Source organism: Cellulomonas palmilytica, from assembly GCF_021590045.1.
Taxonomy (GTDB): domain Bacteria; phylum Actinomycetota; class Actinomycetes; order Actinomycetales; family Cellulomonadaceae; genus Cellulomonas; species Cellulomonas palmilytica.
Genome location: NZ_CP062221.1, coordinates 2,579,600 through 2,603,846, shown reverse-complemented (window position 1 = coordinate 2,603,846; position 24,247 = coordinate 2,579,600). Strand labels below are relative to the sequence as shown.

The 24,247-nt window shown below is 74.4% G+C and carries 25 protein-coding genes, 1 tRNA gene and 1 riboswitch; of the genes, 13 read left to right on the top strand and 13 right to left on the bottom strand.

Features of this window, described 5'->3' with window-relative positions; all coding sequences use genetic code 11:
• The first annotated feature begins 58 nt into the window (after positions 1-58).
• The 3 genes from der to F1D97_RS11810 all read left to right on the top strand — a co-directional run bounded on the left by der (position 59) and on the right by F1D97_RS11810 (position 2,696).
• Entirely contained in the window at positions 59-1,534 is a 1,476-nt protein-coding gene (gene der, locus F1D97_RS11820; RefSeq protein ID WP_236120698.1) for a ribosome biogenesis GTPase Der, read from the top strand.
• Positions 1,531-2,595, top strand: a complete 1,065-nt coding sequence (locus F1D97_RS11815; RefSeq protein ID WP_236120697.1) for a hypothetical protein — start codon at positions 1,531-1,533, stop codon at positions 2,593-2,595. The genes der and F1D97_RS11815 overlap by 4 nt, the downstream gene beginning before the upstream one ends.
• A gap of 27 nt (positions 2,596-2,622) precedes the next feature.
• Positions 2,623-2,696: transfer RNA gene (locus F1D97_RS11810), tRNA-Pro, on the top strand.
• A gap of 278 nt (positions 2,697-2,974) precedes the next feature.
• Here the strand turns inward: F1D97_RS11810 and F1D97_RS11805 are convergent.
• Positions 2,975-4,441 carry an SLC13 family permease gene (locus tag F1D97_RS11805; protein WP_236120696.1) on the bottom strand — a complete coding sequence of 489 codons (1,467 nt, stop codon included), beginning with the start codon at positions 4,439-4,441 and terminating at the stop codon, positions 2,975-2,977.
• 476 nt (positions 4,442-4,917) lie between these two features.
• On the opposite strand from F1D97_RS11805, the gene F1D97_RS11800 reads away from it, so the two are divergent.
• The 4 genes from F1D97_RS11800 to F1D97_RS11785 all read left to right on the top strand — a co-directional run bounded on the left by F1D97_RS11800 (position 4,918) and on the right by F1D97_RS11785 (position 8,572).
• The gene (locus F1D97_RS11800; RefSeq protein WP_236120695.1) at positions 4,918-5,979 is read left to right on the top strand and encodes a peptidoglycan-binding domain-containing protein; all 1,062 of its coding nucleotides are present in this window, start codon (positions 4,918-4,920) and stop codon (positions 5,977-5,979) included.
• Between the two features lie 52 nt (positions 5,980-6,031).
• Positions 6,032-6,544: a metallophosphoesterase family protein gene (locus F1D97_RS11795; RefSeq protein WP_236120694.1), complete on the top strand. Its 513-nt coding sequence runs from the start codon at positions 6,032-6,034 to the stop codon at positions 6,542-6,544.
• Positions 6,545-6,711: 167 nt separating this feature from the next.
• Positions 6,712-8,100: a pectate lyase family protein gene (locus tag F1D97_RS11790; protein WP_236120693.1), complete on the top strand. Its 1,389-nt coding sequence runs from the start codon at positions 6,712-6,714 to the stop codon at positions 8,098-8,100.
• Between the two features lie 58 nt (positions 8,101-8,158).
• The gene (locus tag F1D97_RS11785; protein ID WP_236120692.1) at positions 8,159-8,572 is read left to right on the top strand and encodes a hypothetical protein; all 414 of its coding nucleotides are present in this window, start codon (positions 8,159-8,161) and stop codon (positions 8,570-8,572) included.
• A gap of 8 nt (positions 8,573-8,580) precedes the next feature.
• Here F1D97_RS11785 and F1D97_RS11780 read toward each other — a convergent pair whose 3' ends face one another.
• A complete protein-coding gene (locus tag F1D97_RS11780; protein ID WP_236120691.1) occupies positions 8,581-9,510 on the bottom strand; it encodes a VOC family protein in 930 nt (309 codons plus the stop codon).
• A gap of 158 nt (positions 9,511-9,668) precedes the next feature.
• Between F1D97_RS11780 and F1D97_RS11775 the strand changes: the two genes are divergently transcribed.
• Positions 9,669-11,957, top strand: a complete 2,289-nt coding sequence (locus F1D97_RS11775; protein ID WP_236120690.1) for an aryl-beta-d-glycosidase — start codon at positions 9,669-9,671, stop codon at positions 11,955-11,957.
• On the opposite strand, the gene F1D97_RS11770 is transcribed toward F1D97_RS11775, so the two are convergent.
• The gene (locus tag F1D97_RS11770; RefSeq protein ID WP_236120689.1) at positions 11,954-12,574 is read right to left on the bottom strand and encodes a TetR/AcrR family transcriptional regulator; all 621 of its coding nucleotides are present in this window, start codon (positions 12,572-12,574) and stop codon (positions 11,954-11,956) included. The two genes, F1D97_RS11775 and F1D97_RS11770, sit on opposite strands and share 4 nt — an antisense overlap.
• Positions 12,575-12,676: 102 nt before the next feature.
• Here F1D97_RS11770 and F1D97_RS11765 point away from each other — a divergent pair, with 102 nt between their 5' ends.
• Positions 12,677-13,021, top strand: coding sequence for a hypothetical protein (locus tag F1D97_RS11765; protein ID WP_236120688.1), 345 nt, complete (start codon positions 12,677-12,679; stop codon positions 13,019-13,021).
• A gap of 12 nt (positions 13,022-13,033) precedes the next feature.
• Here the strand turns inward: F1D97_RS11765 and F1D97_RS11760 are convergent, their stop codons facing one another.
• The 4 genes from F1D97_RS11760 to F1D97_RS11745 all read right to left on the bottom strand — a co-directional run bounded on the left by F1D97_RS11760 (position 13,034) and on the right by F1D97_RS11745 (position 16,532).
• Positions 13,034-13,348 carry a DMT family transporter gene (locus F1D97_RS11760; protein WP_236120687.1) on the bottom strand — a complete coding sequence of 105 codons (315 nt, stop codon included), beginning with the start codon at positions 13,346-13,348 and terminating at the stop codon, positions 13,034-13,036.
• Between the two features lie 10 nt (positions 13,349-13,358).
• Positions 13,359-13,423, bottom strand: a riboswitch (guanidine-III (ykkC-III) riboswitch).
• Positions 13,424-13,478: 55 nt separating this feature from the next.
• Positions 13,479-15,065: an esterase/lipase family protein gene (locus F1D97_RS11755; RefSeq protein ID WP_236120686.1), complete on the bottom strand. Its 1,587-nt coding sequence runs from the start codon at positions 15,063-15,065 to the stop codon at positions 13,479-13,481.
• An 80-nt stretch (positions 15,066-15,145) separates the two neighbouring features.
• Positions 15,146-15,940: a universal stress protein gene (locus F1D97_RS11750; RefSeq protein WP_236120685.1), complete on the bottom strand. Its 795-nt coding sequence runs from the start codon at positions 15,938-15,940 to the stop codon at positions 15,146-15,148.
• Positions 15,941-16,046: 106 nt separating this feature from the next.
• A complete protein-coding gene (locus F1D97_RS11745; protein WP_236120684.1) occupies positions 16,047-16,532 on the bottom strand; it encodes a YbaK/EbsC family protein in 486 nt (161 codons plus the stop codon).
• Positions 16,533-16,667: 135 nt separating this feature from the next.
• Between F1D97_RS11745 and F1D97_RS11740 the strand changes: the two genes are divergently transcribed.
• Genes F1D97_RS11740 through F1D97_RS11730 form a run of 3 tightly spaced genes read left to right on the top strand, consistent with a single transcriptional unit; the run spans position 16,668 to position 18,195 of the window.
• A complete protein-coding gene (locus tag F1D97_RS11740; RefSeq protein ID WP_236120683.1) occupies positions 16,668-17,186 on the top strand; it encodes an RNA polymerase sigma factor in 519 nt (172 codons plus the stop codon).
• Positions 17,183-17,812, top strand: a complete 630-nt coding sequence (locus F1D97_RS11735) for a methylated-DNA--[protein]-cysteine S-methyltransferase (RefSeq protein WP_236120682.1) — start codon at positions 17,183-17,185, stop codon at positions 17,810-17,812. The genes F1D97_RS11740 and F1D97_RS11735 overlap by 4 nt, the downstream gene beginning before the upstream one ends.
• Before the next feature lie 32 nt (positions 17,813-17,844).
• Positions 17,845-18,195, top strand: a complete 351-nt coding sequence (locus tag F1D97_RS11730; RefSeq protein WP_236120681.1) for a DUF2277 domain-containing protein — start codon at positions 17,845-17,847, stop codon at positions 18,193-18,195.
• Between the two features lie 39 nt (positions 18,196-18,234).
• On the opposite strand, the gene F1D97_RS11725 is transcribed toward F1D97_RS11730, so the two are convergent.
• Together F1D97_RS11725 and mqo are read right to left on the bottom strand one after the other, a co-directional pair.
• The gene (locus tag F1D97_RS11725) at positions 18,235-18,531 is read right to left on the bottom strand and encodes a hypothetical protein (protein ID WP_396022513.1); all 297 of its coding nucleotides are present in this window, start codon (positions 18,529-18,531) and stop codon (positions 18,235-18,237) included.
• Positions 18,528-20,042, bottom strand: a complete 1,515-nt coding sequence (gene mqo / locus F1D97_RS11720; RefSeq protein ID WP_255701574.1) for a malate dehydrogenase (quinone) — start codon at positions 20,040-20,042, stop codon at positions 18,528-18,530. Before mqo ends, F1D97_RS11725 begins: the two co-directional genes overlap by 4 nt.
• Positions 20,043-20,214: 172 nt before the next feature.
• On the opposite strand from mqo, the gene F1D97_RS11715 reads away from it, so the two are divergent.
• Positions 20,215-20,421 (top strand): hypothetical protein, encoded by a 207-nt coding sequence (locus F1D97_RS11715; RefSeq protein WP_236120680.1) that lies wholly within the window; start codon positions 20,215-20,217, stop codon positions 20,419-20,421.
• Between the two features lie 28 nt (positions 20,422-20,449).
• Here the strand turns inward: F1D97_RS11715 and F1D97_RS11710 are convergent, their stop codons facing one another.
• The 4 genes from F1D97_RS11710 to ligD (F1D97_RS11695) all read right to left on the bottom strand — a co-directional run bounded on the left by F1D97_RS11710 (position 20,450) and on the right by ligD (F1D97_RS11695) (position 24,171).
• The gene (locus F1D97_RS11710; RefSeq protein WP_317618864.1) at positions 20,450-21,637 is read right to left on the bottom strand and encodes an App1 family protein; all 1,188 of its coding nucleotides are present in this window, start codon (positions 21,635-21,637) and stop codon (positions 20,450-20,452) included.
• Positions 21,634-22,218, bottom strand: a complete 585-nt coding sequence (locus F1D97_RS11705) for a Dps family protein (RefSeq protein WP_236120679.1) — start codon at positions 22,216-22,218, stop codon at positions 21,634-21,636. Before F1D97_RS11705 ends, F1D97_RS11710 begins: the two co-directional genes overlap by 4 nt.
• Positions 22,219-22,345: 127 nt before the next feature.
• A complete protein-coding gene (gene ligD / locus F1D97_RS11700) occupies positions 22,346-23,251 on the bottom strand; it encodes a non-homologous end-joining DNA ligase (protein WP_236120678.1) in 906 nt (301 codons plus the stop codon).
• Positions 23,248-24,171: a non-homologous end-joining DNA ligase gene (ligD, locus tag F1D97_RS11695; protein ID WP_317618985.1), complete on the bottom strand. Its 924-nt coding sequence runs from the start codon at positions 24,169-24,171 to the stop codon at positions 23,248-23,250. The genes ligD (F1D97_RS11700) and ligD (F1D97_RS11695) overlap by 4 nt, the downstream gene beginning before the upstream one ends.
• Positions 24,172-24,247 lie beyond the last annotated feature (76 nt).

Below are 24,247 nucleotides of genomic sequence, written 5' to 3'. Positions count from 1 at the left end.
CGTCGCGGGCGTCGTCCCGAGGTCCGGTCCAGGGCGTTCGTCAGGGACAATGGGCTCCATGAGTGAGCCTGAGGTCGAGTTCGTCCTGCCCGACGAGGCCGGGGACGCCGAGCGTGAGCGTGCGCTGCGTGCCGGTCTGGCCGAGTACGAGCTCGAGGACGACGACCTCGCGCTCCTGCACGCCGAGGGCGACGACGAGGACGGCGCCGGCGCCGAGGCGGCACTGCCGGTCCTCGCGATCGTCGGGCGCCCGAACGTCGGCAAGTCGACCCTCGTCAACCGGATCCTCGGCCGTCGCGAGGCGGTCGTCGAGGACAAGCCCGGCGTGACGCGCGACCGCGTGAGCTACCCGGCGGAGTGGTCCGGCCGCCGGTTCACGCTCGTCGACACCGGCGGCTGGGAGGTCGACGTCGCCGGGATCGACAAGCGCGTCGCCGAGCAGGCGGAGGTCGCGATCGCCCTGGCCGACGCCGTCGTGTTCGTCGTCGACGCGACCGTGGGGTCCACGGACACCGACGAGCAGGTCGTGCGGCTGCTGCGCCGGTCCGGCAAGCCCGTCGTGCTCTGTGCCAACAAGGTCGACGGGCCCGCCGCCGAGGCCGACGCCGCCGTGCTGTGGAGCCTCGGGCTCGGCGAGCCGTACCCCGTCTCGGCCCTGCACGGCCGCGGCACCGGCGACCTGCTCGACGCGATCCTCGACGCGCTGCCCGAGACGTCCGAGCACGGCGTCGTCCGCCCGACCGGCCCGCGCCGCGTCGCGCTCGTCGGACGCCCCAACGTCGGCAAGTCCTCGCTGCTCAACAAGGTGGCCGGTGCCGAGCGCGTCGTCGTCGACGACATCGCGGGGACCACGCGCGACCCGGTCGACGAGCTCATCGAGCTCAAGGGCGTGCCGTGGGTGTTCGTCGACACCGCGGGCATCCGCCGCCGCGTGCACCAGACGTCCGGCGCGGACTTCTACGCGAGCCTGCGCACGCAGGCCGCGATCGAGAAGGCCGAGGTCGCGGTCGTCCTGCTCGACGCGTCGCAGCCCATGACCGAGCAGGACACGCGTGTCGTGCAGCAGGTCATCGACGCCGGGCGCGCGCTCGTCATCGCGTACAACAAGTGGGACCTCATGGACGCGGACCGCCGCCCGTACCTCGAGCGGGAGATCGAGAAGGAGCTCGTGCAGGTCACCTGGGCGCCGCGGGTCAACATCTCCGCGAAGACCGGCTGGCACGCCGAACGCCTCGTGCCCGCGCTCGAGACCGCGCTCGACTCGTGGGACATGCGCATCCCCACCGGCCGGCTCAACGCCTTCCTCGGCGAGCTCGTCGCCGCGCACCCGCACCCGCTGCGCGGCGGCAAGCAGCCGCGCATCCTGTTCGCGACGCAGGCCTCGACGCGCCCGCCGCGGTTCGTCATCTTCACCACGGGCTTCCTCGACCCCGGCTACCGCCGGTACATCGAGCGCCGGCTGCGCGAGACGTTCGGGTTCGAGGGCACGCCCATCTCGATCTCGGTGCGCGTGCGGGAGAAGCGCAAGCGGTGACGGCTGCGGCGGGGTCCGGTCGGCGTGGGGTGCGCGGCACCCTGCTGCGCTGGGGTCTGCCGCGCGACCCGGACGCCTCGCGCCACCTGACGGGGTTCCTCGTCGTCACCGTGCTGACCGTGCTCGTCACGCGCGGAGCGCTGGCCGCGACCGGCTTCCCGCAGGTCGGCGGCGAGGGGCTGCACATCTCCCACGTGCTGTGGGGCGGGCTGCTGCTGGCCCTGGCCGTGGTGCTGGCGCTGTCCTTCCTCGGTCCGGTCGTGCGGCCCGCCGTCGTGCTGCTCGCCGGCGTCGGCTTCGGCCTGTTCATCGACGAGGTCGGCAAGTTCGTCACCGACGACTACGACTACTTCTACGGGCCCACCGCGATGCTCGTGTACGTCGCCGTCGTGGTCCTCGCGCTCGTCGGCGAGGCCGTCACGGGCGGGCGTCACGACCCCGTCGAGTACCTCGCCGCCGGGGTCGACCAGGCCGTCGCGGGCGTCGCCGGGGGCTTCTCGCCGCGCGTCCGGTCGCACGCCTCGTCGCTCGTCGAGCGTGCCGAGGGCGTGCCGGGGCACGACGAGGCGGCCGGGCTCGTCGCGACCGTGCGGCCCGACGGCAGCGAGCTGCCCGACCCCGTCGCGGCGGTCTCCCGCGCGGTCGTGCGGTTCACGCGGCACCTGGTCCGCGCGGCCTGGCTCCCGCGGGTCGCCGTCGCCGTCGTCGTCGGGACCGCGGTCGTCGGCGTCGGGCGCGGGCTGTGGCTCGCGCGTGAGGGCGGGACCGCCGCGTGGCTCGTAGTGACGCTCGTCGCCGGGGGCGTCGGGACCGTCACCGCGTGCGTGCTGGGGCTCCTCGCCCACGACCGCGAGCAGGCGTTCGGCTGGTTCCGGCGCGGCGTCCTCGTCAGCCTGCTCGTCACGCAGGTCGCGCTGCTGCGGGTCGACGAGTGGGCCGGCTACGGCGGGCTCGCGCTGGACGTCCTCATGCTCGGCCTCATCTCCGCCGAGCTCGACGTCATCCGGCAGGGCAGGCGCACCGCGTCGGGGGAGTCGGGGGCACCCGCGCACGTACGGTAGGCTGTCGCAGGCTTCTTCGGGAGCCATCGGGCTGTGGCGCAGCTTGGTAGCGCACTTGACTGGGGGTCAAGGGGTCGCAGGTTCAAATCCTGTCAGCCCGACGACATCAGGCCTGGTGAGACGTCGTCTCACCAGGCCTGAGGCGTCTGGCAGCTCGTCGGCAAGGCGGCGAGGACGACGCACGACGACGACCTGGCGGCGCTCGAGCAGCGCTGCCGTCCGCAGTCGCTGCGTCAGGCGCAGTGGGCCGCCGCCGAGGCGAAGCAGGCCGCGACCCAGATCCTGGTCACCTGACGACCGCTGCCCGGCACACACCCGTCCGAGCTTCGGTGACGCCGCGCGTGTGGGGACTCGCTCTCGCGCCGCCGCATGCCCCGTCTCAGGCGCCCAGCACCCACCGTCCCAGCGTCGTGACCGTGAGCGTCACGAGCACGATCGACGCGACGCTCAGCGGCAGTCCGGCACGCAGCATGTCGGGGACGCGGACGTAGCCCGACGAGTACGCGATCGCGTTGGGCGGCGTGGCTGCGGGCATCATGAACGTGCACCCGGCGGCCAGCGCCACGGGCGCGGCCAGCAGCAGCGGCCCGAGGCCGAGCGCGACGCCGACGCCGCTCATGATCGGCAGCAGCGTCGCGGCCGTCGCGGTGTTCGACATGAACTCGGTGAGCAGCACGGTCAGCGCACACACGGCCGCGACCACCACGACCGGCGGCAGCCCGTCGAGCCCGTGCGCGCGCTCGCCGATCCACACCGACAGCCCGGACGCGGTGATCTGCGACGCGAGCGCGAGGCCGCCGCCGAACAGCAGCAGGATGCCCCACGGCAGGTCCCGGGTGTCCGACCAGTCGAGCAGCCGCCCGCCGCAGTCGGCGCCCGAGGGCAGCAGGAACAGCAGGACCGCGACGACGACGGCCACGACCTCGTCGGACACGGGCGACCCGGGCCAGACGAACGGCAGGGCGATCCACGAGACGGCCGCGAGCGCGAACACCGCGACGACGCGGTGCTGGGGCGCACCCATGGGCCCGAGGCGGCGCAGCTCGCGACGGACCACCGAGTCGTCGGAGCACAGGGGAGCGGGGTCGAACCGGAAGACGACGCGCGTGAGCACGAGCCAGGCGAGCACGAGGAACACGACCGACAGCGGGAGCCCGACCGCCATCCACCGACCGAAGCCGATCTCGATGCCGTACGTCTCCGACAGGTACCCGACCAGGAGGGCGTTCGGCGGGCTCGCGATGACGGTCCCGAACGAGCCGATCGTCGCGGAGTACGCGATGCCGAGCATGAGCGCCGACGACAGCCGGGGGTCGACGCTGCCGCGCTCGCGTCCGAGCATCGCGAGGACGGACACCCCGATGGGCAGCATCATGACCGCGGTCGCGGTGTTGGACACCCACATGCTGACCAGCGCGGTCGCGGTCATCATGCCGAGCACGAGCCGGCGCGGGGCGGTGCCGACGAGGCGCACGACGCCCAGCGCGATGCGCAGGTGCACGTCCCAGCGCTGCAGCGCGATCGCGAGCACGAACCCGCCCAGGAACAGGAAGATGACCTTGTTCGCGTACGGCGCGGCGACGTCCGACATGGGCGCGACGCCCGCGACGGGCAGCACGACGAGCGGGAGCAGCGCGGTGACCGCGAGCGGGAGCGCCTCGGTCATCCACCACACGCCCATGAGGACGAGCGTCGCGGCGGTGAGCGCGCCGGCGTGGTGCGGCGTGTCGGCGGCCTGCGGCGTCATGTCCGGCACGAGCCATGCCGTGAGCGCCGCGAGGACCGGTCCGGCGACCAGGCCGATGGTGGACCGGCTGGGCCGCCGCAGCCGCTCGGCGCGCGGCACCGTCCCCCCGCGCCTCCTGTCTGCCGGAGGGTGCGCGGCGGCGGGGACCGTTGCGGAGCTGATGGGAGACCTCTCGTCGTCGCTGGCGGGGTGTCTTCCTCCTCGACGCTAGCCGTCCCGCGCACGGGTGACCTGGGACCTTCGTGCACGTCGTGCCCTCCTCGCGCTCGAACCGGGCTCGATCACCCGTGCCGGGTGGTGCTGCGGTCCCGGTGACGCTTCGACGATGGCTGTGGGCCAGATCCGGCGGCACCGACTCGGCACGTGTCGCGGCCCGCCCCGGTCGTCGCACTCCTGAGAGGGGCATGCCCGTGCCGCGACCTGCGCGAGGGACCTCGACACGGCGCGGCGTCTGGTTGCGGGCGCCGAGGCCTCGCCGCGCGCCGCGCGCCGGCGTCGCACGGCGTCCCTTCGTGGGGCTCGGGTCCGTGTGCGTCGTCCTGGCTCTGGTCGCGTGCAGCAGCACGGCGTCGCCGGTGGCCGCCGCCGAGGCCGAGGTGAAGGCGGCTGAGCGCGCCCTGGACGGAGCCGAGAAGGCCGCGGCCGACGCGGTGGCCGACTTCTGCGACGCGTCCGCCTCGTACGTGTCGTCGCTCGACCGGTACGGCGACGTGCTGCACGCGACCTCCCCGACCGTCGGCGACGTGCAGGACGCGGGCGCGGACCTGCTGGCGCCGTCGCAAGAGGCCCACCGCGCCAGTGAGGCGGTGGTCGACACACGCGACGCGGTGCTCACCGCGCAGGGCGACCTGGCCGACGCGCAGGACCGGCTCGCGAGCGCCCAGGCGGTCGCCGCGAGCCAGGCACCACCCGCGCCGATACCTCGGCCGACGAGCCCGGCCCCGGCCGTCGCGCCGGCCACGGTGGAGCGCGTCGAGCGAGCCGAGGCCGACTTCACGAGCACCGTCGCCGGGATCACCGCCGAGACTCCGCTCGCCCAGGCCGCCGAGCAGTTCAACGCTGCCGCCGTCGCGCTCGAGACGGCGTGGCTGCAGGTCCTCGCGCAGTCCGGCTGCCTGAGCGACGACGAGCAGGCGCAGGCGGTCGCGGCCGCGAGCGACTACACGAGCGCGTTGCAGCAGTCCCTTGCGGACGCGGGGTACTACGCCGAGGAGGTCGACGGCATCTACGGACCCGTGACGGTCGCGGCCGTCGAGGCCCTGCAGGAGGCGCACGGCCTGCCGCAGACCGGCACCGTCGACAAGGCGACGGCGGCGGCGCTCGAGGAGGAGCTGGCGGCCCTGGGCGACGACGCGGCCGACGAGGCGCTCGTCACGACGGCCGCCCTGCAGCAGACGCTCGCGCTCGCGGGGTACTGGGACGGCCCGGTGGACGGCCGATGGACCGACGACCTCGCGGCCGCGCTCGGGGAGGCGCAGGAGGCCCTGGGCGTCCCCGTGACCGGGACCGTCGACGCGGCGACGGTCGGTGCCTTCCAGGAGGCGCTGACCGAGCACCGCACGCCCGCTGCCTCGACCAGGGTCGACGAGGCGTCCACCGCGCCGTACACCGCGCCGTCCACCGCGCCGTCGGGCTGAACGGCGGGCGTCGGACCGGCAGGCCCGGACGAGCGACGGGCACGATGGGGCCATGGTCGCGCGACTGCTCCTGGTGTCGGACACGCACGTGCCTGCTCGCGCCCGGCGCGTGCCGGACGACGTGTGGCGTGCGGTGGACGAGGCCGACGTGGTGGTGCACGCGGGAGACTGGGTGGACGTCGCGACGCTCGACGCGTTCGAGGACCGTGCCGCGCGGCTCGTCGGGGTGTTCGGCAACAACGACGGGCCGGGGCTTCGCGCGCGGCTCCCCGAGGTCGCCCGGGTCGTCGTCGAGGGTCTGCGGGTGGCGGTCGTGCACGAGACGGGACCCGCGGACGGACGGGCGCGGCGCGTCGACGGGCGGTTCGCGGACGACCGGCCCGACCTGCTCGTGTTCGGGCACAGCCACATCCCGTGGGACGCCGTGACACCGGCAGGCACGCGCCTGCTCAACCCCGGCTCGCCGACGGACCGGCGGCGGCAGCCGGTGTGCACCATGATGACGGCGGTCGTGGACGGGACCGTGCTGCGGGATGTCACGCTCGTGCCGGTGGCGCGCGACTGACGGCCCTTCCCGAGCCGCGGCGTGGGTCGAGCCCGACGACAGCCGGGTGGGCTGACCAACCCGCGGAAGGCGCTTTCCGTGCGACGGATCGCACTGCTACCGTCCAGAAAGCGCTTTCCCTCGTCGGACGACGGCGTCCGGCGGCGCTCGTCGAAGGGTCGACGACGATGAGACGACGCACCATCCGACGCGGTCCCCACCTGCGACGCACGCTCGTCGCGGTCGCAGCAGCCGCGACGTTCGCCCTGACGGCCGCCCCTGCCGTCGCGGGGCCCGGTCCGGCACCCGACACGGGCGGCCCCGGCAGGCACGGACCGCACGACCCGCGGCGCGGGGCCCCGTCCCCGCGCGACCTCGCGCTCGCGCGGCAGACGCTGCGGCCGGGCGACGGGTGGGGGTCCGCCGGCGCCGGCACCACGGGCGGGAGCGCCGCCCTCACGCCGGTCGTCGTGAGCACGCGCGCCGAGCTCGTCGCGGCCGTCGCGGGCGACGGGCCCAAGATCGTGCTCGTCCGCGGCACGATCGACGCCAACACGGACGACGAGGGACACCCGCTCACGTGCGCGGACTACGCACGCGACGGGTTCTCCTACGACGACTACCTCGCGGCCTACGACCCGCAGGTCTGGGGCCGCGACACCGAGCCGTCGGGCCCGGTCGAGGACGCGCGCGTCGCGTCGGCGGCCGCGCAGCGTGCGCGGATCGAGATCCGCATCGGCGCCAACACCACGCTCGTCGGGCTGCCCGGAGCCGAGATCACGGGGGCCGCACTGCAGGTCCGGGACGTGCGCAACGTGATCGTCCGAGGACTCACGCTGACGGACGCCTACGACTGCTTCCCGGCCTGGGACCCGACCGACGGCGAGCTCGGGAACTGGAACTCCGAGTGGGACCTGCTGACGGTCTACGGCGCGACGAACGTCTGGATCGACCACAACGACCTGTCCGACGGCGACAACCTCGACGCCGCCCAGCCGGTCGCGTTCGGCCGCCCGATGCAGGCGCACGACGGACTGCTCGACGTCGTGCGGGCGTCCGACCAGGTGACGATCTCCTGGAACAGGTTCCACGACCACGACAAGGTCATGCTCATCGGCAACAGCGACTCGCGCACGACCGACCGTGGTCTGCTGCGCGTCACGCTGCACCACAACGAGTTCCGTGACCTCGGGCAGCGCACCCCGCGCGTGCGGTTCGGGCAGGTGGACGTCTACAACAACAGCTACGTCGCCTCCCCGCGGGACGACTACGAGTACGTCTACAGCTGGGGTCTGGGTGTCGAGTCCCGGCTCGTGGCCGAGAAGAACGCGTTCACCGGCCCGTTCGACCCGTCGTCCGTCATCGGCCTCTACAAGGGGACGGCGCTCACTGAGCGGGGGAACGTCGTGAACCACCGGCCGGTGGACCTGCTGGCCGCGTACGACGCGGCGCACGGCACAGACGTGGGGTCGGACGCGGGCTGGCGGCCGACCCTGCGGCGCGAGGTGCACCCGGCGGCCGCGGTTCCCGCGGTCGTCGGGCACCGCGCGGGTCCGTCCGGGCTGCCCGGACGCTGACCGGTCGCGCGGGGTGCGCGGCCTGGTCGCCGCGCACCCCGCGTGGCACGCTCGGCACGTGACTCGTTACGCGATCGACGCACCCGTCGCGGTCCGGCTCGTGCGCACGGGCCTCAGAGTGCCGGCCGAGCACAGCCTCGTCGGGCCGGGGCTCCTGCGGTCCGACGCGCTCGCACTCCTGCGCGACGAGGTGCGGCGCGGCGATCGCACCGAACGCGAGGGGTTCGCGGACCTCGACGGGATCGCGACGCTGCGCATGCGGCTGCTCGCGGACCGGGTGTCCCGGCGCGTCGCGTGGCAGCTGGCCGACCGGCTGGGCTGGCCGGACGTGCGCCGGGCGGAGTACCTGGCGGTGGCCCGGCTCCAGGCGGACGTCCTCGTGACCGTCGACGACGAGCTGCGTGCGGGCGCCCTGACGGTCGAGGTGGCGACCGCGGACGTCGACGAACTCGTCGCGACGATCAGCGGGTGATCGCGCCGTCAGCGCGCGAGCACGTCCTCGGTGGTCGAGCCGGGCAGCGAGACGGTGACCTGGGTGTCCCACGGGTCGCGCGTCGTGACGGCGCGGCCGTCGTCGGCGAACGCCACGCCCCGCGCGCGCAGCCGGGCCGCGAGCGCGTCGAGGTCGTCGCGCGTCGGCACGGTGACCGCGACGTCGCCGAGGCCGAGCGTCGAGGCGCGCGGACCGGCGCCTTGGCTGTTCCACACGTTCATCGCGATGTGGTGGTGGTACCCGCCGGCGGACGCGAACAGCGCACCCGGGTACTCGCGCATGGTCGCCTCGAAGCCGAGGGCGTGGACGTAGAAGTCGTCGGCGCGCGCGATGTCGCCCACCTGCAGGTGCACGTGCCCGACGCGCCCGGCGAGACGGGGGCCCGCGTCGACCGCCTCCTGCGTGAGGTGCTCGCGCAGGAACTGGTTCGGGTCGAGGTAGTCGCTGGTCATCATGATCTGGCCGCGCTGGTGGAGCCACAGGTCGCGGTCCCGGTCGGTGTAGAGCTCGATCCCGTTGCCCTCGGGGTCGGTGAAGTAGAACGCCTCGCTCACGGAGTGGTCGCTGGAGCCGACGAACCGGCTGAGCGGGTCCTGCGCGGCGCGGTAGACGGTCGCGGCGAGGCTCGTCCGGTCGTCGAACAGGAACGCGGTGTGGAACAGGCCGGACTGGCGCGGGTCGACCGGCGGCAGGTCGGGGGTGTGGACGAGCCGGAGCATCGGCGTCGCGCCTCGGCCGAGCACGCGGTGCACCTCGCGCCCGCGGCTGCGCTCCTCGAGCGGCTCCATGGCGAGCGCGCCGGAGTAGTAGGCGGTCATGCGCTCGAGGTCGCCGACGCGCAGGGTGACCGCGTCCATCGTCGTGTCGGGGTTGATGACCTGCTCGTCGGTGACGGCGGCGACGTGGGGGGTGGTCATGGGGCGGGGCTCCAGCATGGGCGGCGAGATAGTTGCACGTTCAACTACCAAGGTAGACCCGGGTCCGGCGACACGCAAGCACGTGCTACCCACGTCACACCTACCACCCGGTAGGTGATCGGCTAGCCTCGGCTGACGGACCCGCACGAGGAGGTGCCATGTTCGACGTCGACGACGTCCTGACCCGGCTCACGCTCGAGGAGAAGGCGGCGCTCACGTCGGGTGCCGACTTCTGGCACCTCAAGGGCGTCGAACGCCTCGACGTGCCGTCGGTCATGGTCACCGACGGCCCGCACGGCCTGCGCAAGCAGTCGGCCGCCTCGGCCGGCCTGGGGCTCGGCGGTGCGGACCCCGCGACCTGCTTCCCGACCGCGGCAGCGCTCGGCTCGACGTGGGACGTCGACCTCGCCCGTCGCGTCGGGGAGGCCCTCGGTCGCGAGACGCGGGCCGCGCAGGTCGCCGTGCTGCTCGGACCGGGCGTCAACATGAAGCGCACGCCGCTGTGCGGGCGGAACTTCGAGTACCTCGCCGAGGACCCGGTGGTCTCGGGCGAGCTCGCCGCGGCGCTCGTCGCGGGCGTCCAGTCGCAGGGCGTCGGCACCTCGCTCAAGCACTTCGCCGCCAACAACCAGGAGACCGACCGCATGCGCGTGTCGGTGGACGTCGACGAGCGCACCCTGCGCGAGATCTACCTGCCCGCGTTCGAGCGCGTCGTGACGCGCGCGCGGCCCTGGACCGTGATGTGCGCCTACAACAAGATCAACGGCACGTACGCGTCCGAGCACGACTGGCTGCTCACGCAGGTGCTGCGCGACGAGTGGGGCTTCGACGGCCTCGTCGTCTCCGACTGGGGTGCCGTCCAGGACCGCGCGGTCTCGCTCGCCGCCGGGCTCGACCTGCAGATGCCGTCGGCAGGACCGCGGGCCGACGAGGCGGTCGTCGCGGCCGTGCGCGAGGGACGGCTGGACGAGGCCGTGCTCGACCGCGCCGTGCGCCGCGTCCTCGAGGTCGTCGCACGCGCCCAGCCCGCGCTCGACGCGCCCGGGACCTACGACGCCCACGCGCACCACGCCCTCGCCCGCGAGGCCGCCGCCGCCGGCACGGTGCTGCTGAAGAACGAGCCGGTCGACGGTGCCCCGCTCCTGCCGCTGGCCGGCGGCCGCGTGCTCGTCGTCGGCGAGCTCGCCCGCACGCCGCGCTACCAGGGTGCGGGGTCCTCGCAGGTCAACCCGACGCAGCTCGACGACGCGCTGACCGCGCTGCGTGCGGAGCTCGGGGACGTCGCGTTCGAACCCGGCTACACGCTGCCCGACGGACGCCCGGGGGACGACGCAGCGCTGCTCGAGTCGGCGGTCGCCGCCGCGCGCGACGCGGGCACCGTCGTCGTGCACCTCGGCCTGCCGGCGCCCGACGAGTCCGAGGGCTACGACCGGCCCCGCCTCGGCCTGCCCGAGAACCAGGTCGCGCTGCTGCACGCCGTCGCCGCCGTCACCCGCCGGGTCGTCGTCGTGCTCGCGGGCGGCTCGGTGGTCGACATGCCGTGGCGCGACGACGCCGCCGCGATCCTCGTGACGTGGCTCGGCGGGCAGGCGGGCGGCTCGGCCGTCGCCGACGTGCTCACGGGCGCCGTGGCGCCGTCCGGCCGGCTCGCGGAGACCGTCCCGTTGCGGCTCGAGGACACCCCGGCGTTCGGGGCCTTCCCGGGCGAGTTCGGGCACGTGCGGTACGGCGAGGGCGTGCTCGTCGGGTACCGCTGGTACGACACGCGCAAGCTCGACGTCGCGTTCCCGTTCGGGCACGGCCTGACGTACACGACGTTCGGGTACGACGACGTGCGCGTGCAGGTCCGCGGCTCGGGCGCCGACGTCGCGCTCGACGTCGACGTGCGCGTCACCAACCTCGGCGCGCGCACCGGGGCGGAGGTCGTGCAGGTGTACGTGCGCGACCCGCAGGCGAGCGTGATGCGTCCCGTGCGCGAGCTCAAGGCGTTCACCAAGCTCGTGCTCGACCCGGGTGAGTCGGCCACCGCGTCGTTCACGCTCACCGCCCGGGACCTGTCCTACTGGCACCCGGGCCTGCGGCGATGGGTCGTCGAGGGCGGCACGTTCGTCGTCGAGGTCGGCGCGTCGTCGCGCGACGTGCGCGGCGCGGCCGAGGTCGAGGTCGACGGCGAGCCGCTGTGGGGCGAGCTCACCGCGATGTCGACCATCGGCGAATGGCTCGACCACCCGCGCGGCGCGCAGGTCCTGGCGCCGCTGCTCGCGCCGCCCGAGGGGGAGCAGGGCCTCACGGACCTCGACGAGACGATGCGCGCGATGATCCTGCAGATGCCCGCGCGTGCGCTCGTCGACTCCGGCTTCGCGCCCGTCGACCACGACGACCTCGCGGCGCTCGTCGCGCTCGCGAACGCCGACGAGGGCGACGACGAGGGCGACGACGAGCGCTAGTCGCGCAGGTAGGACAGGTACTGCGCGCGCACGTGCTCGACCATGTCGACGCGCGTCGCGGGGGAGCCTGCGCCGAGCAGCCACTGCACCTGGAGACCGTCCATGACGGCGATCATGCGCCGCGCCGCCGCGACCGGCTCGAGACCCTCGCGCAGCCTGCCCTCCGCGCGGTGCTGCTCGAACACGTGCACCAGGTCCGCGAGCGTGCGGGCGTACCGGCGCTCGAAGTACGCGTGCGCGGGGTGCGAAGGCGCGGTCGCCTCGCTCGACAGCGTCGCGAACAGCTCGACGATGCCCGGACGTGCCGCGTTGCGCTCGACCACGCGCACGAGCGCCTCGAGGTAGTCCACTCCGGACGCGAGGTCACGCGCCATCGCGGCGTCGTCGACGTCGTCGCGCCGCTGCAGCACGGCCTCCAGCAGCGCCGCCTTGCTGGGGAAGTGGTGCAGCAGCCCCGGGTGGGAGATCCCGACGCGCGCGGCGATCTCCCGCAGCGACGCCGTGTGGTAGCCGACCTCGCCGAACAGCACGAGCGCGGCCTCGAGGATCTCCTCGCGCGTCGCCCGGCCACGGGCGTACCCGCGGCGCACCTCGGGTGCGGTCTGCTCGGCGGTCACGGGGACAGGATGGCACCTGGTGCGGCCTGCGCCCGCACGGCGGCCGGGTGAGAGCGGCAGGGCAGCTCGTCGTTCGAACAGGTGTGCGAGTAGCATGGTCGCGTGGAGCACAGCACGAACCCCCGCGCCGGGGCATGGGCGCCGCGCGGCACCCGGCGCGAGGTCGCGAACCGGGAGGCTCCCGAGCGCATCCCGGTCCGCCCCCAGGGCGACATCCCGGTCATCGTCCGCGTCGTCTGGCTCGACGGGACCGAGGAGTGGCGTCCCGCGCGTGCGGTGCGGTGGACCGCGGAGCACGTCATGGTGGCGTGGCGCGACGACCAGGACGACCCGCGCTCCGAGCGGCACGAGTGGCTGCGGGCCGGAGACGTCGCCCGGTCGGTGAGCTGGTTCGTCGGGCCGCCGCAGACTCCCCGGGCGACCGGCCCGAAGGCGATGCCCGCCTGATCCCGACGGGCGTCAGTGGACGAGCTTGAGCCCGACCACGCACGCCACGATGCCGAGCACCAGGAGCAGACGCACCGCGCTCACGGGCTCGGCGCCGCTGAGCATCGCCCAGCCGACCGTGAGGGACGCGCCGATGCCGACCCACACGGCGTACGCCGTGCCCACGGGCAGCGTGCGCATCGCGTAGCCGAGCCCCAGCATGCTCGCGGTCAGCGCGACCACGAACACGACCGTCGGGGCGAGACGGTGCAGACCCTCCGAGCGGCCGAGGGCGGTGGCCCAGACGGCTTCGAGGGCTCCGGACAGGACGAGGACGAACCATGCCATGGCGAGCTCCGACGTGCCGTCTTGTCGCTGTCCGGGTACGGCACCCTCGTCCGGGAGCCCGTCTGCGGGCTCTGGACCCCAGGCTCTCACACGGCGCACGCGCGAGGACGGGACCCTCCGGTCAGGTCGGTCACACGGGCACCGGGCGGTCGAGCGTGGCGCGGCCCTGCACCTGGATCGTGACGGCCGCCCCCTCGCCGAGCAGCTCACGCGCGGCGTCCGGCACGGCGACGCACGCGCGCCAGACCCCGGGCGCGGCCTCCTCGTCCCTCAGCGGCGCAGTCGTCTCCGGGTCCGGCGCCCAGTCGCGCAGCGCGCCGGTGATCTGGGACCCCCACGCGGCCCACGTGCGCGGCGCGGCGTCCTTCCTCATCTCGATGTCGACCACGAGGACGTCGGACCAGTCCTCGGCCTGCTCGAGGTGGTCGAGGAACGACAGCAGGCCCCCGGACTTGCGCAGCGACAGCAGCCGCAGGCGCAGCACGTGCCGCATGGTCGTCGACTTCTCGCCCGTGAGCGGGTCGTCCGGCCGGGTCGCCTTCGAGGACAGGTAGGTGCGGACGAGCGGCACCGGCCGCGTGGCGTCGTCCTTGTTCTTCGGGCGCTCGATCTGGATCGGGCACAGGTGCGCGGCGCTCTGCTCGTGCAGCACGACGGGCAGGCCGCGGATCGACATCTGGCTCTCGAGCTGCCACACGGTGTCGTCCTTCTCGTTCCCGGGCAGCTGCAGCCCCGTGAGGTCGGCCGTGACCTCCAGGTCACCGAACAGGAAGCGGCGCAGGTTCTGGTAGCCCTCCTCGGAGTTGACGATCCCGTAGCGGCCCGAGTGGCTGCGGTGCACGAACGCGCGTGGCGTGCCCTCGAGGTAGGCGTTGTCGATCTGCACGAGGCCGTCGCTGCGCGGGCCCACCGCGCGCGCCGACAGCCCGAGCGCGACGTCGTAGTCGGACGCGTTCGTCCCGACGAGGCAGAAGAACCGCTCGCGCGGGAAGCCCCCCTGCGGGAGCGCGGTCGCCGTGAACGCACCCTCCGGGGCCGGCGCGGTCGTCGGGGTCAGGTACTCGCGCATGCGGCGCGGTCCGAAGATGTCGGCGCCCTGCACGCCCAGCGTGTCCCGCAGCTTCTCGACGAGCCCGAACCCGAAGTCGAACTCGATCCCACCGTGCGGTGTCGCGTACGTGAACACCCGGTCCACGAAGTCCTCGGCGGCCAGGGGCGTCCCGTCCGCACCGCGCAGGTCGGGGATCACGCGCTGCAGCATGCCGCGCACGACGAGCCCGCCCATCGAGTGCGCGACCAGGAAGACCCGCGGCGCGCCCGTCCTGCGCCGCACGAGCTGCACCATCTCGAACAGCTTCTTCGACGCGGACTCGATGCTGAAGTCCGGTGCGCCCTCGACCATGTCGGTCGCGTAGGCGTCGTAGAAGCGGTGCACCCAGATCGTCGCGGCGGGGATCGCGCCGTCGGCCTTGTTCTGCAGGTAGGCCGCCTGGTTCCCCTCCACGAGCAACTGGTACTGGTGGTCGATCATCAGCCGTAGCAGAGGGCTCTCGAACTGGTGGAACTGCGGACGCACCGAGTCGACGACGCGGACCTGCACCGAGCCCTCGTTGAACCCGTAGAACGGGTCCGCGACCGCGTTGTTGATGCCGCCGCGCCCTCCCGCGAACCCTCGGACGTAGATGACGGGCAGCCGCCCGTCGCCCGTGTACGACATGGCAGGCCTCCTCGCCCTCCGCCCGCGGCGGTCGTCGATGAGGAACCCGCAGCCTGCCCCCAGATACGTCGGCGCCGGCGCTACGGCGCCTCGTCGCGCACGACGAGCACGGGGCACGACGCGAGTCCCGCCACGCGCCGCCCGACGAGCCGGCGCAACCCGCGCACCTGGTGCGTGCCCACGACGACGAGCCCGGCGGTCCGCGACGCGTCGACGAGGGTCCGCACCGGGTCGCCGTCCGACAGGAACGTGCGCACCGGCAGCGTCGGGTAGGTCTCGGCGAGGTCCGCCGCGACGTCGAGCGCGGTCCGCCGGCCCGCGTCGTCGTCGCGCGTGCGCCGCACGTGCAGCACGTGCAGCGGCACGCCGCGGTGCTGCGCCTCGCGCGCCGCGAGCCCGGCCGCGAACCAGGACCCGGGCGTGTCGTCGACCCCGACGACCACGGGCCCGGACGTCACGAGGTCCTCGCGGACGATCGCGACGGGGCACCGGGCGCGCCAGGACAGGGCCGTGCCCACCGTGAGCGTCGCGGGCTGCGAGCCTCGCCGGCCCGTGACGAGCAGCTGCGCGTCCCGTGTGTACTCGGTCAGCGCCGGGACCGTGGACCCGTGCAGCAGTGCGGCCGTGACCTCGAGGTCCGGGTGGTCGCGGGCGACCGTGGAGCACACCTGGCGCAGCTCGTCGGCGAGCGCGTCGTCGTCCGGCGGGACGGCAGGGGCACCCGCCCACGTCCACGGTCCGACCGCCGGGGCCGCCACGTGGGCGACGACGAGCCGGGCTCGGCGCTGCACCGCGGCCTCCACGCCCCAGCGCAGCGTCCGCGCGCTGCGCTGCGTGCCGTCGACGGCCACGACCACCGGTCCGTCGATCCGCATCTCGATCACCTCGCTGACACTGCCGGTGATGACGCTGACAGCATCCTCCCGCGTCGGTGCGCGGAGTCGGCACGAAGGTCCCGGCGCGTGCGTGACGCGCGTCGCGTCAGCTCGTGACGGGATGCACCGAGGCGCCCGTGAGCCGCACGAGCTCCTCGAACGTCGTCGGGAAGACCGTGTGCGGTGTGCCGCCTGCGGTCCACACGCGCGTGTACTCGGCGAGCGTCTCGTCGACGACCGTCTCGAGCGGCGTCGGGTGACCCACGGGCGCGACGCCGCCGATCGCCTGACCCGTCGCGAGCCGCACCTGGTCGGGCGTCGCGCGCTCGAGCGTCGCCTTGCCGAGCCGACGGGCGAGCGCGGTCGTGTCCACGCGGTGCCGGCCGCTGGTCATCACCAGCAGCGGCGCGCCGTCCGCCCAGAACACGAGGCTGTTGGCGATCTGCCCGACCTGGCAGCCGAGGGCCGCGGCGGCCTCGGCCGCCGTCCGTGCGGAGTCCGGCAGCTCGATCACCTCGCCCTCGACTCCTGCGTCCGCGAGGGCCTGGGCGACGACCCGGGACCGGGCCGGCAGGGAGTTCGTCGAGGTCACGGCGACATCCTGCCGCAGCCGGCACCCGATGGCGTGCACGCCGGGCCGCCGTGCGCGCCGCGGCGACCGCCCGTGCGTCGGATCCCGGACGGGACCTCACGCCACGGCGACCCCCGACGTCTGCACACTGTGACCATGCCGGGACCGTTCGAGGAGGTCGTGCGCGCGCACGGCGCGACGGTGCTGCGCGTGTGCCGCGCGGTCGTCGGGCCGCACGACGCGCAGGACGCGTGGGCCGAGACGTTCCTCGCGGCGCTGCGCGCGTGGCCGACGCTCGAGCCCGGTGTGAACGTCGAGGCCTGGCTCGTGACGATCGCGCGCCGCAAGGCGGTCGACGTGTGGCGTGCCACGCGTCGCCGGGCCGTGCCCGTCGGCGACCTCCCGGACGCGCCCACGCGTGACGCGTACCGCGACCTGGACCTGTGGGGCGCGCTGGCGACGCTCCCGGACAAGCAGCGGCACGCGGTCGCGCTGCACCACCTCGCCGGCCTGCCGTACGCGGACGTCGCCGCGGAGCTCGGCGGGAGCGTCGAGGCCGCGCGGCGGGCGGCGGCCGACGGTGTCGCGACGCTGCGTCGCACGGCGCCGCGGTGGTGGTCGGACGAGGAGGGCGACGCGCCCGCCGCGGACAAGGAGAGGGGAGGACGACGATGAGCGCCGTCGACGACGAGACCGCACGCCTGCTGGGGGCCGTGCCCGCACCCGGACCCGGCGAGCTGGACGACCTGCGTGCGCTGCTGGCCGCACGAGCCGAGGACGCCGGGCTCCTCGACGTCGCGTACCGCACGCTCGACGCCCCGGTCGGCGCGCTCCTGCTCGCGGCCACGCCGGTCGGGCTCGTGCGCGTCGCGTTCGCGGTGCAGGACCACGAGGCCGTGCTGGCCGACCTCGCGGCCCGCGTCAGCCCACGCGTGCTCGCGGCGCCCCGCCGGCTGGACGCGGTCGCGCGCCAGCTGGACGAGTACTTCGCCGGCACACGCCGGCGGTTCGACGTGCCCCTCGACCTGCGGCTCGCGACGGGGTTCCGGCGCGCGGTCGTCGAGCACCTGCCGCGGATCGGCTACGGGCGCACCGAGAGCTACGCGCAGGTGGCGGCCGCGGCGGGCAGTCCGCGCGCGGTGCGCGCCGTGGGGACGGCGTGCGCGCTCAACCCCGTGCCGCTCGTCGTGCCGTGCCACCGGGTGGTGCGCTCCGACGGCTCGCCGGGCCGGTACGCGGGCGGCGACGCCGCCAAGACGGCGCTGCTCGAGCTCGAGCAGCGAGTCCCCGCGACCTCCTGACGTCGCCGTGACCACGGCGTAGCGTCGGGAGCATGTGCCGGAACATCACGACCCTGCGCGGGCTCGAGCCGCCCGCGACCGACGCCGAGATCGAGGCGGCGGCCGTCCAGTACGTGCGCAAGGTGACGGGTGTGCGCACCCCGTCGGCCGCGACCCGCGAGCCGTTCGAGGCGGCCGTCCGTGCGGTGGCCGCCGCGACCGCGGCGATCCTCGCCGAGCTGCCCGAGCGCCGCACCCCGCCACCGACCGTCCCGCCCCTGCGGCGGCCCGAGGTGCAGGCGCGCATCGCGGAGCGGATGGCGGCGCGCGAGGCGCACGAGCGCGCTCACGAGCTGGGGCTGCCGCACGAGCACGACGACGCGCTCGTCGTCGTGCACGACTGACGCGTCCCACGGCCCGCGCGGCCGAGACCGCGGCCGGTGCTAGGCGTGCGTCTCGACGCCCGGCACCGGCCACGGCACGAGGCGCGGGATGCCCGCGGGTGCGACCGCGGCGAGCGCGAGGAAGCGCGCCTCGGCGCGGTGCAGGCGGATGTGCTCGTCGAGCGACCACGTCGGGCCGTTCGTGAGCTGCATGCCGCAGGCGCACGCGATCGTCACGCGTCCGTCCGGCTCGTTGTGCACGAGACCGACCGTCGTGTGGTCCGTGAACGCCTGCGCCTTCGCGCGGCGCATCTGGGCGCTGACGGCCTCGGGGGCGGTGGGTTCGTCCGGGGTCACGCTGAATGATCGGACGAGAACGCCTCGTCGACCAAGCGGTCGAGCTCGAACGACTCGTCCCAGGTGCCGCCGCCGAGGCTCGGCATCATCTCGCGCAGCGTGGGCTGCCAGGACTCCAGGCGCTCCGCGAAGCAGCGCTCGAGCAGCGTGACCATCGTCGCGACCGCGGTCGAGGCACCCGGCGACGCGCCGAGGAGACCCGCGATCGAGCCGTCCGCGGACGTCACGAGCTCCGTGCCGAACTCGAGGACGCCGCCGCCCTTGCCCTTCTTGATGACCTGGACGCGCTGCCCCGCGGTGATGAGCTCCCAGTCGCGCGCGCGTGCCGCCGGCACGAACGTGCGGAGTGCGGCGAAGCGGGCCTCGCGCGACGCGGTGACCTCGCTGATGAGGTACTTCAGCAGGTCCAGGTTGTGCAGGCCGACCGCGAGCATCGGGACGAGGTTGCCCGGGCGGATCGACTTGACCAGGTCGAGCCACGAGCCGTGCTTGAGGAACTTCATGCTCCAGCCCGCGTACGGGCCGAACATGATCGCGGTCTCGCCGTCGACGACGCGCGTGTCGAGGTGCGGCACGGACATCGGGGGAGCGCCGATCTCGGCACGGCCGTAGACCTTGGCGTGGTGCTCCGCGACGATCGCGGGGTTCGTCGTGCGCAGGAACTGGCCGCTGATCGGGAAGCCCGCGTAGCCCTTGATCTCGGGGATGCCGGACTTCTGCAGCAGGCCGAGCGCGCCACCTCCGGCGCCGATGAAGACGAACCGCGCCGTGACGGTCCGCGCGCGCCCGTGCCCGTTCCAGCGACGGTCACGCAGCGTCACGCGCCACGTGCCGTCCTTGCGACGGCGCAGGCGGGTGACCTCGGACTCGAGGTGCAGCGACGCGCCGCGGCGCACCGTGTCGTCGACCATCGACCGCGTCAGGGCGCCGAAGTCGACGTCCGTCCCCGCGGTGGCGCGCGTCGCGGCGACCGGCTCGTCGGGGTCGCGGTCCGCGACCAGCAGCGGGGCCCACTCGCGGATCTGCTCCGGGTCCGTCGAGAACTCGAGGTCCGAGAACAGCGGGTGGCTGCTGAGCGCCTCGTAGCGGCGGCGCAGGTAGTCGACGCCCTCGGCGCCGCGCACGAACGTCATGTGCGGCGTGGCGGACAGGAAGCCGGTGCCGCCGGGCAGGCGGTCCTTGCCGGCGAGGTAGTGCCACAGCTCGCGCGACAGCTCGAACTGCTCGTTGATCGTCACGGCCTTGGTGATGTCGACCGTGCCGTCGGGGCGCTGAGGCGTGTAGTTGAGCTCGCAGAGCGCGGCGTGGCCGGTGCCCGCGTTGTTCCAGGGGTTCGAGCTCTCCTGCGCGACGGCGTCGCGTCTCTCGTGGATCTCGATGCGCCAGGACGGCTCGAGCGTGCTCAGGAGGCTCGCGAGCGTCGCGCTCATGATCCCCCCGCCGACGAGCAGGACGTCGAGGTCCGTGTCGGTGCGGGGATCGGTTCCGGGGGCGGTGTTCCGGGGAGGCACGCTCTCGATCGTAAGTTGATGTCGAGAATCTTCACCGCGAGGCATCTGTGATCTTCCCGACATGTGACCTTGGTCTCTGGCGGTGCCCTGAGCAGGGCGGATGTCGCGCGTCGGTCCCGCCCGATGTGCCCGAAAGGGTGCGGGACCGCCCCTGACCGGGTAGAACGTTGGCATGCCGCGCGATCACGACCTCGTCTCGAACCCGGCCGCCGAGCGCATCGCCGAGCGCCTCCCCGACGACGCGGTGCTCGCCGCCGCCGACGCGCGGTCCGGGGGAGACCCGAGCAGGGCACCGCGCTCGCTCACCGCGACCGAGCTCCTGCCCGACGACGAGCCCGTCTCGAGCAACGACGAGTGGGACGACCCGGACCGGCTCTGATCCTGCTCGAGGGCCCTACTCGAGGGCCCTACTCGAGGGTGATCTGCGCGCGCTGCACGGCGCGCAGCAGCTCGTAGCCGTCCGCGCCCTGCAGCACGGGGATCCCGCCGCGCGACGCGCGGTCCTCCGCGCGCACCGAGCCCGAGGCCGGGACGGGCAGCCCGTGCGCGAGCACGTGCTCGGCGAACGTCAGCTGGCGCACGAGGATCGCGCGGACCCGCTCGGGGCGCTCCTGCGCGGCGTGCGCGTAGATCTGCGGGTCGTGCTGCCCGTCGTCGCCGACCAGCACCCAGGACACCTGGGGGAGCTCCTCGGTCAGCCGGCGCAGCTGCGACAGCTTGTGCTCGCGCCCGCTGCGGAACCAGCCCGTGTTCGTCGGGCCCCAGTCGGTCAGCAGCATCGGACCCGGGGGGAAACCGAAGCGCCGCAGGAAGCGACCGATCGCGGGCGCGGCGTTCCACGCCCCGGTCGACAGGTACACCACCGGCAGGTCCCGACCGGCGACGAGCCGTGCGTACAGGCCGGCCATGCCGGGGACGGGCTCGCGGGCGTTCTCGTGCCGCACGAGCGTGTTCCACGCCGCGACGAAGATGCGGGGCAGGCGCGTGACGAGCACCGTGTCGTCGATGTCGCTCACGATGCCCGAGCGCACGTCGGGCCCGATGACGTGCACCGGCGCGGTCGCGAAGGCGCCGTCCGCCGCGCGCAGCTCGACGTCGTGCCACCCGGGCTCCAGGTCGCTCTCGAGCCGCACGTCCAGGTAGCCGCCGCGGTCGGTGACCACGTGGTGCACCCGCTCACCGACCCGCACCTCGAGGTGCGCGCCCGCGACCTGCGCGGTCGCGAACGACCGCCAGCCGCGCAGCGCCGCTGCGGTGCGCGCGCCGGCCTGCGCGGCAGCGCCCGCGCCGGGCAGGTCCTCCTCGTGCACCACGGGCGCGGCCAGCAGCGTGCGGGCGAACACCCGGACCCAGCCCGGAGCGCCGTACCCCGCGTACGGCTCGATCCGCAGCGTCCAGCCGCGTCGCCGCAGCACCGCCGCGACCCGGCGGTCGATCGCGTCCTCGAGCCGGGCCGCGAGGTGCAGCCGCGCCGCGGGGTCGGCCGAGCCCGGCCGCGACGCCCCGGGCCGGACCGCGCGCAGGTCGTCGCCGCGCTCGTCGGCCCGCTCGTCGTGGGCGCCCGGCCGGGCTCCGTCCGTCGTGCGTGGGCTCACCTGGCCGCCGAGGCCTTGCGCGCCGCGCCCGAGGCCGCACGTGCGGCCTCCTTCTCGGTGGTCGCGCCGGCGGTGCTCAGCGCGCCGCCCGACGACTCGAGGTGCGCGCGGACGAACCAGTGGAACAGCTCCAGCTCGTGCAGGTGGCCGACCAGCAGGTCGTTGGTCACGGTGTCGAGCTCCTCGGTGTCGGCGGCGGCCTTGCGGTGCGCGGTGATGACGCCGACGTAGACCTCGTCGAGCGCGCCCAGGTGCTCCGTGGTGGACGCACGGCCGATGCTGTAGTCGTCCCACGTGCGGTTCTTCACGAGCGCACCCGGAGTTCCCACCGGTGCGACGCCGAGCGTAGCGATCCTCTCGGCGATCGCGTCCACCATGGCACGCACGGCGTCGACCTGAGGGTCGATCATCTCGTGCACCGCGATGAAGTGCGGGCCCACGACGTTCCAGTGGATGTGCTTCAGCGTCAGCGCGAGGTCGTTGAGGGCGTCCAGCCGCTCCTGGAGGATCGCCGCGACCGCCGCGCCGTCCTCGGGGGTCAGCGAAGGGACGGTGTACTTCGGCAGGTCCTTGCGCGCCATGTCGGGCTCCTCGTCTCGTCGTCGCGGGCCGTCGTCGTCGGCCCGGGGAGTCCACGCTGCCGCACGTCGCGACGCCTCGCCATCGCAGACGGGACGACGCCCCGGGCGACCACGGCGCACGAACCGATCAGGTGGCCGAGGGCCGGCCGGCCCCGTCCTCGAACGGGTCGCCACGCTCCGCGAGCCGCCGCGCGACGTCCGTGGGGGACAGCTGCGCCAGGCCCGGGCCCACCTCGTCCCACCAGCGCGGCGCCGCTACCCGCGGCTCGTGCCGCCCGCGCAGCGAGTACGGCGTGATCGTCGTCTTCGCGGGGTGGTTCTGCGACCAGTCGAGCAGCACCTTGCCCCCGCGCAGGTCCTTGCGCATGACGGCGACGACGAGCTGCGGGTGCTCGCGCGCGAGCTCGTGCGCCAGGTCCCGCGCGTACTGACGCACCTCGACCGCGGGGCGACGGCGGGGGAGCGGCGCGTACAGCTGCATGCCCTTGCTGCCCGACGTGACGGGCACGGTCGTCGTCAGGCCGTCCTTCGCGAGCCGCCGCGCGACGAGGTGCGCGACCTGCACGCACTCCGCGAGACCCGCGCCCGTGCCCGGGTCGAGGTCGACGACGAGCCGGTCCGCGCCCCGCACCTTGCCGCCGCGCGTGACGGACCACTGCGGCGTGTGCAGCTCGAGCGCACCCGCGTTCGTCGCCCACACCAGGCCCGCGAGGTCGTCGAGGAACGGCAGGTCGAGCTCCGTGCCCTCGTCGTCGTTGCCCGGCGCGGCCGGCAGCACCCGGTGCCGCAGCCAGTCCGGCGCACCCCGAGGCACGTTCTTCTCGAAGAACGGCTGGCCGTCCACGCCGTCGGGGAACCGGATGCGGGTGACCGGCCGGTCCTCGAGCTGACGCAGCAGCGCGGGCGCGACGCGCACGACGTAGTCGATGAGCTCCGCCTTCGTCGTGCCCGTCGACGGGTACAGCACCTTGTCGAGGTGCGAGACGCGCACCTGCGTGCCGCCCACGTCGAACGTCTGGCGCTCCGGTGTCATGCCGCCTCCCAGGGGTCCGGGCTCGTGTCGTCCCGCGCGCCCAGCACGACCGGCTGGCGCAGCCGGCCCTGGGGTGTGCGGGTCAGGTAGCGCACCTGCACGACGAGCGTCGGCGTGCACCAGTGCGTGCCGCGCGCGTCGACGCGCGGTACCTCGTCGTCGAACGGGCTCACAGCCGTGCCGAGCGGCGCGACCGCGTCGTGCAGGCGGCGCGCGAGCGCGCCCGTGATCCCGCTGCCCGCACGGCCGAGATATCGCAGGGACCCCGCGGCGTCACGCGCGCCGAGCAGCAGCGCGCCGAGCCGGCCCGACCCGTTGGTCTCCTCGCGCCACCCGCCCACGAGCACCGCGACGTGGTGGCGGTGCGCCGCCTTGACCCAGTCGGGCGAGCGGACGCCCGGCCGGTACGGCGACGCACGACGCTTCGCGACGACGCCCTCCAGCCCGTGCGCCCCCGTGACCGACCAGAGCTCGTCGCCGTCGGTGTAGACCGGTGAGAGTGCCACGTGGTCGGGCAGCGTGAGCGCCTCGAGCACCGCGCGGCGCTCGTCGTACGGGCGCGACGCGAGGTCCACGCCCGCGACCCGCAGCGCGTCGAACACGAGGTACGTCACCGGTCGCACGCGCGCGAGCTCGGCCGCGCGGCGCGGGTCACGCACGTGCATGCGCTCCGCGATCGCCGGGAACGACGGGATGCCCGCGTCCATCGCGACGACCTCGCCGTCGAGCAACGTGTCCGGCAGGGACACGAGGCCCGCGAGCTCCGGGTACGCGGGCGTCACCTCACGCTCGGCGCGGCTCCACAGCCGCAGCCCACCGCCCGTGGTGTCCGCGATCACGCGCACGCCGTCCCACTTGACCTCGAACGCCCACGCGGGACCGCGCGGCAGCTCGCCCGAGGTCGCGGGGGTGGCCAGCATGGGGAGCACGGGTCCATCCTGCCCAGGACGGGGTCCGCGGGCGCGCGGGGGAGCGCCGCACAGATCCGCGGTGCAC

Bases quoted from the DNA above. Each gene is read 5' to 3' on its own strand.
- der (WP_236120698.1), top strand. From the start codon at position 59: ATGAGTGAGCCTGAGGTCGAGTTCGTCCTGCCCGACGAGGCCGGGGAC.
- F1D97_RS11795 (WP_236120694.1), top strand. From the start codon at position 6,032: ATGGTCGCGCGACTGCTCCTGGTGTCGGACACGCACGTGCCTGCTCGC.
- F1D97_RS11790 (WP_236120693.1), top strand. From the start codon at position 6,712: ATGAGACGACGCACCATCCGACGCGGTCCCCACCTGCGACGCACGCTC.
- F1D97_RS11780 (WP_236120691.1), bottom strand. From the start codon at position 9,510: ATGACCACCCCCCACGTCGCCGCCGTCACCGACGAGCAGGTCATCAAC.
- F1D97_RS11775 (WP_236120690.1), top strand. From the start codon at position 9,669: ATGTTCGACGTCGACGACGTCCTGACCCGGCTCACGCTCGAGGAGAAG.
- F1D97_RS11760 (WP_236120687.1), bottom strand. From the start codon at position 13,348: ATGGCATGGTTCGTCCTCGTCCTGTCCGGAGCCCTCGAAGCCGTCTGG.
- F1D97_RS11755 (WP_236120686.1), bottom strand. From the start codon at position 15,065: ATGTCGTACACGGGCGACGGGCGGCTGCCCGTCATCTACGTCCGAGGG.
- F1D97_RS11750 (WP_236120685.1), bottom strand. From the start codon at position 15,940: ATGCGGATCGACGGACCGGTGGTCGTGGCCGTCGACGGCACGCAGCGC.
- F1D97_RS11740 (WP_236120683.1), top strand. From the start codon at position 16,668: ATGCCGGGACCGTTCGAGGAGGTCGTGCGCGCGCACGGCGCGACGGTG.
- F1D97_RS11735 (WP_236120682.1), top strand. From the start codon at position 17,183: ATGAGCGCCGTCGACGACGAGACCGCACGCCTGCTGGGGGCCGTGCCC.
- F1D97_RS11730 (WP_236120681.1), top strand. From the start codon at position 17,845: ATGTGCCGGAACATCACGACCCTGCGCGGGCTCGAGCCGCCCGCGACC.
- F1D97_RS11715 (WP_236120680.1), top strand. From the start codon at position 20,215: ATGCCGCGCGATCACGACCTCGTCTCGAACCCGGCCGCCGAGCGCATC.
- F1D97_RS11705 (WP_236120679.1), bottom strand. From the start codon at position 22,218: ATGGCGCGCAAGGACCTGCCGAAGTACACCGTCCCTTCGCTGACCCCC.
- ligD (WP_236120678.1), bottom strand. From the start codon at position 23,251: ATGACACCGGAGCGCCAGACGTTCGACGTGGGCGGCACGCAGGTGCGC.
- ligD (WP_317618985.1), bottom strand. From the start codon at position 24,171: ATGCTGGCCACCCCCGCGACCTCGGGCGAGCTGCCGCGCGGTCCCGCG.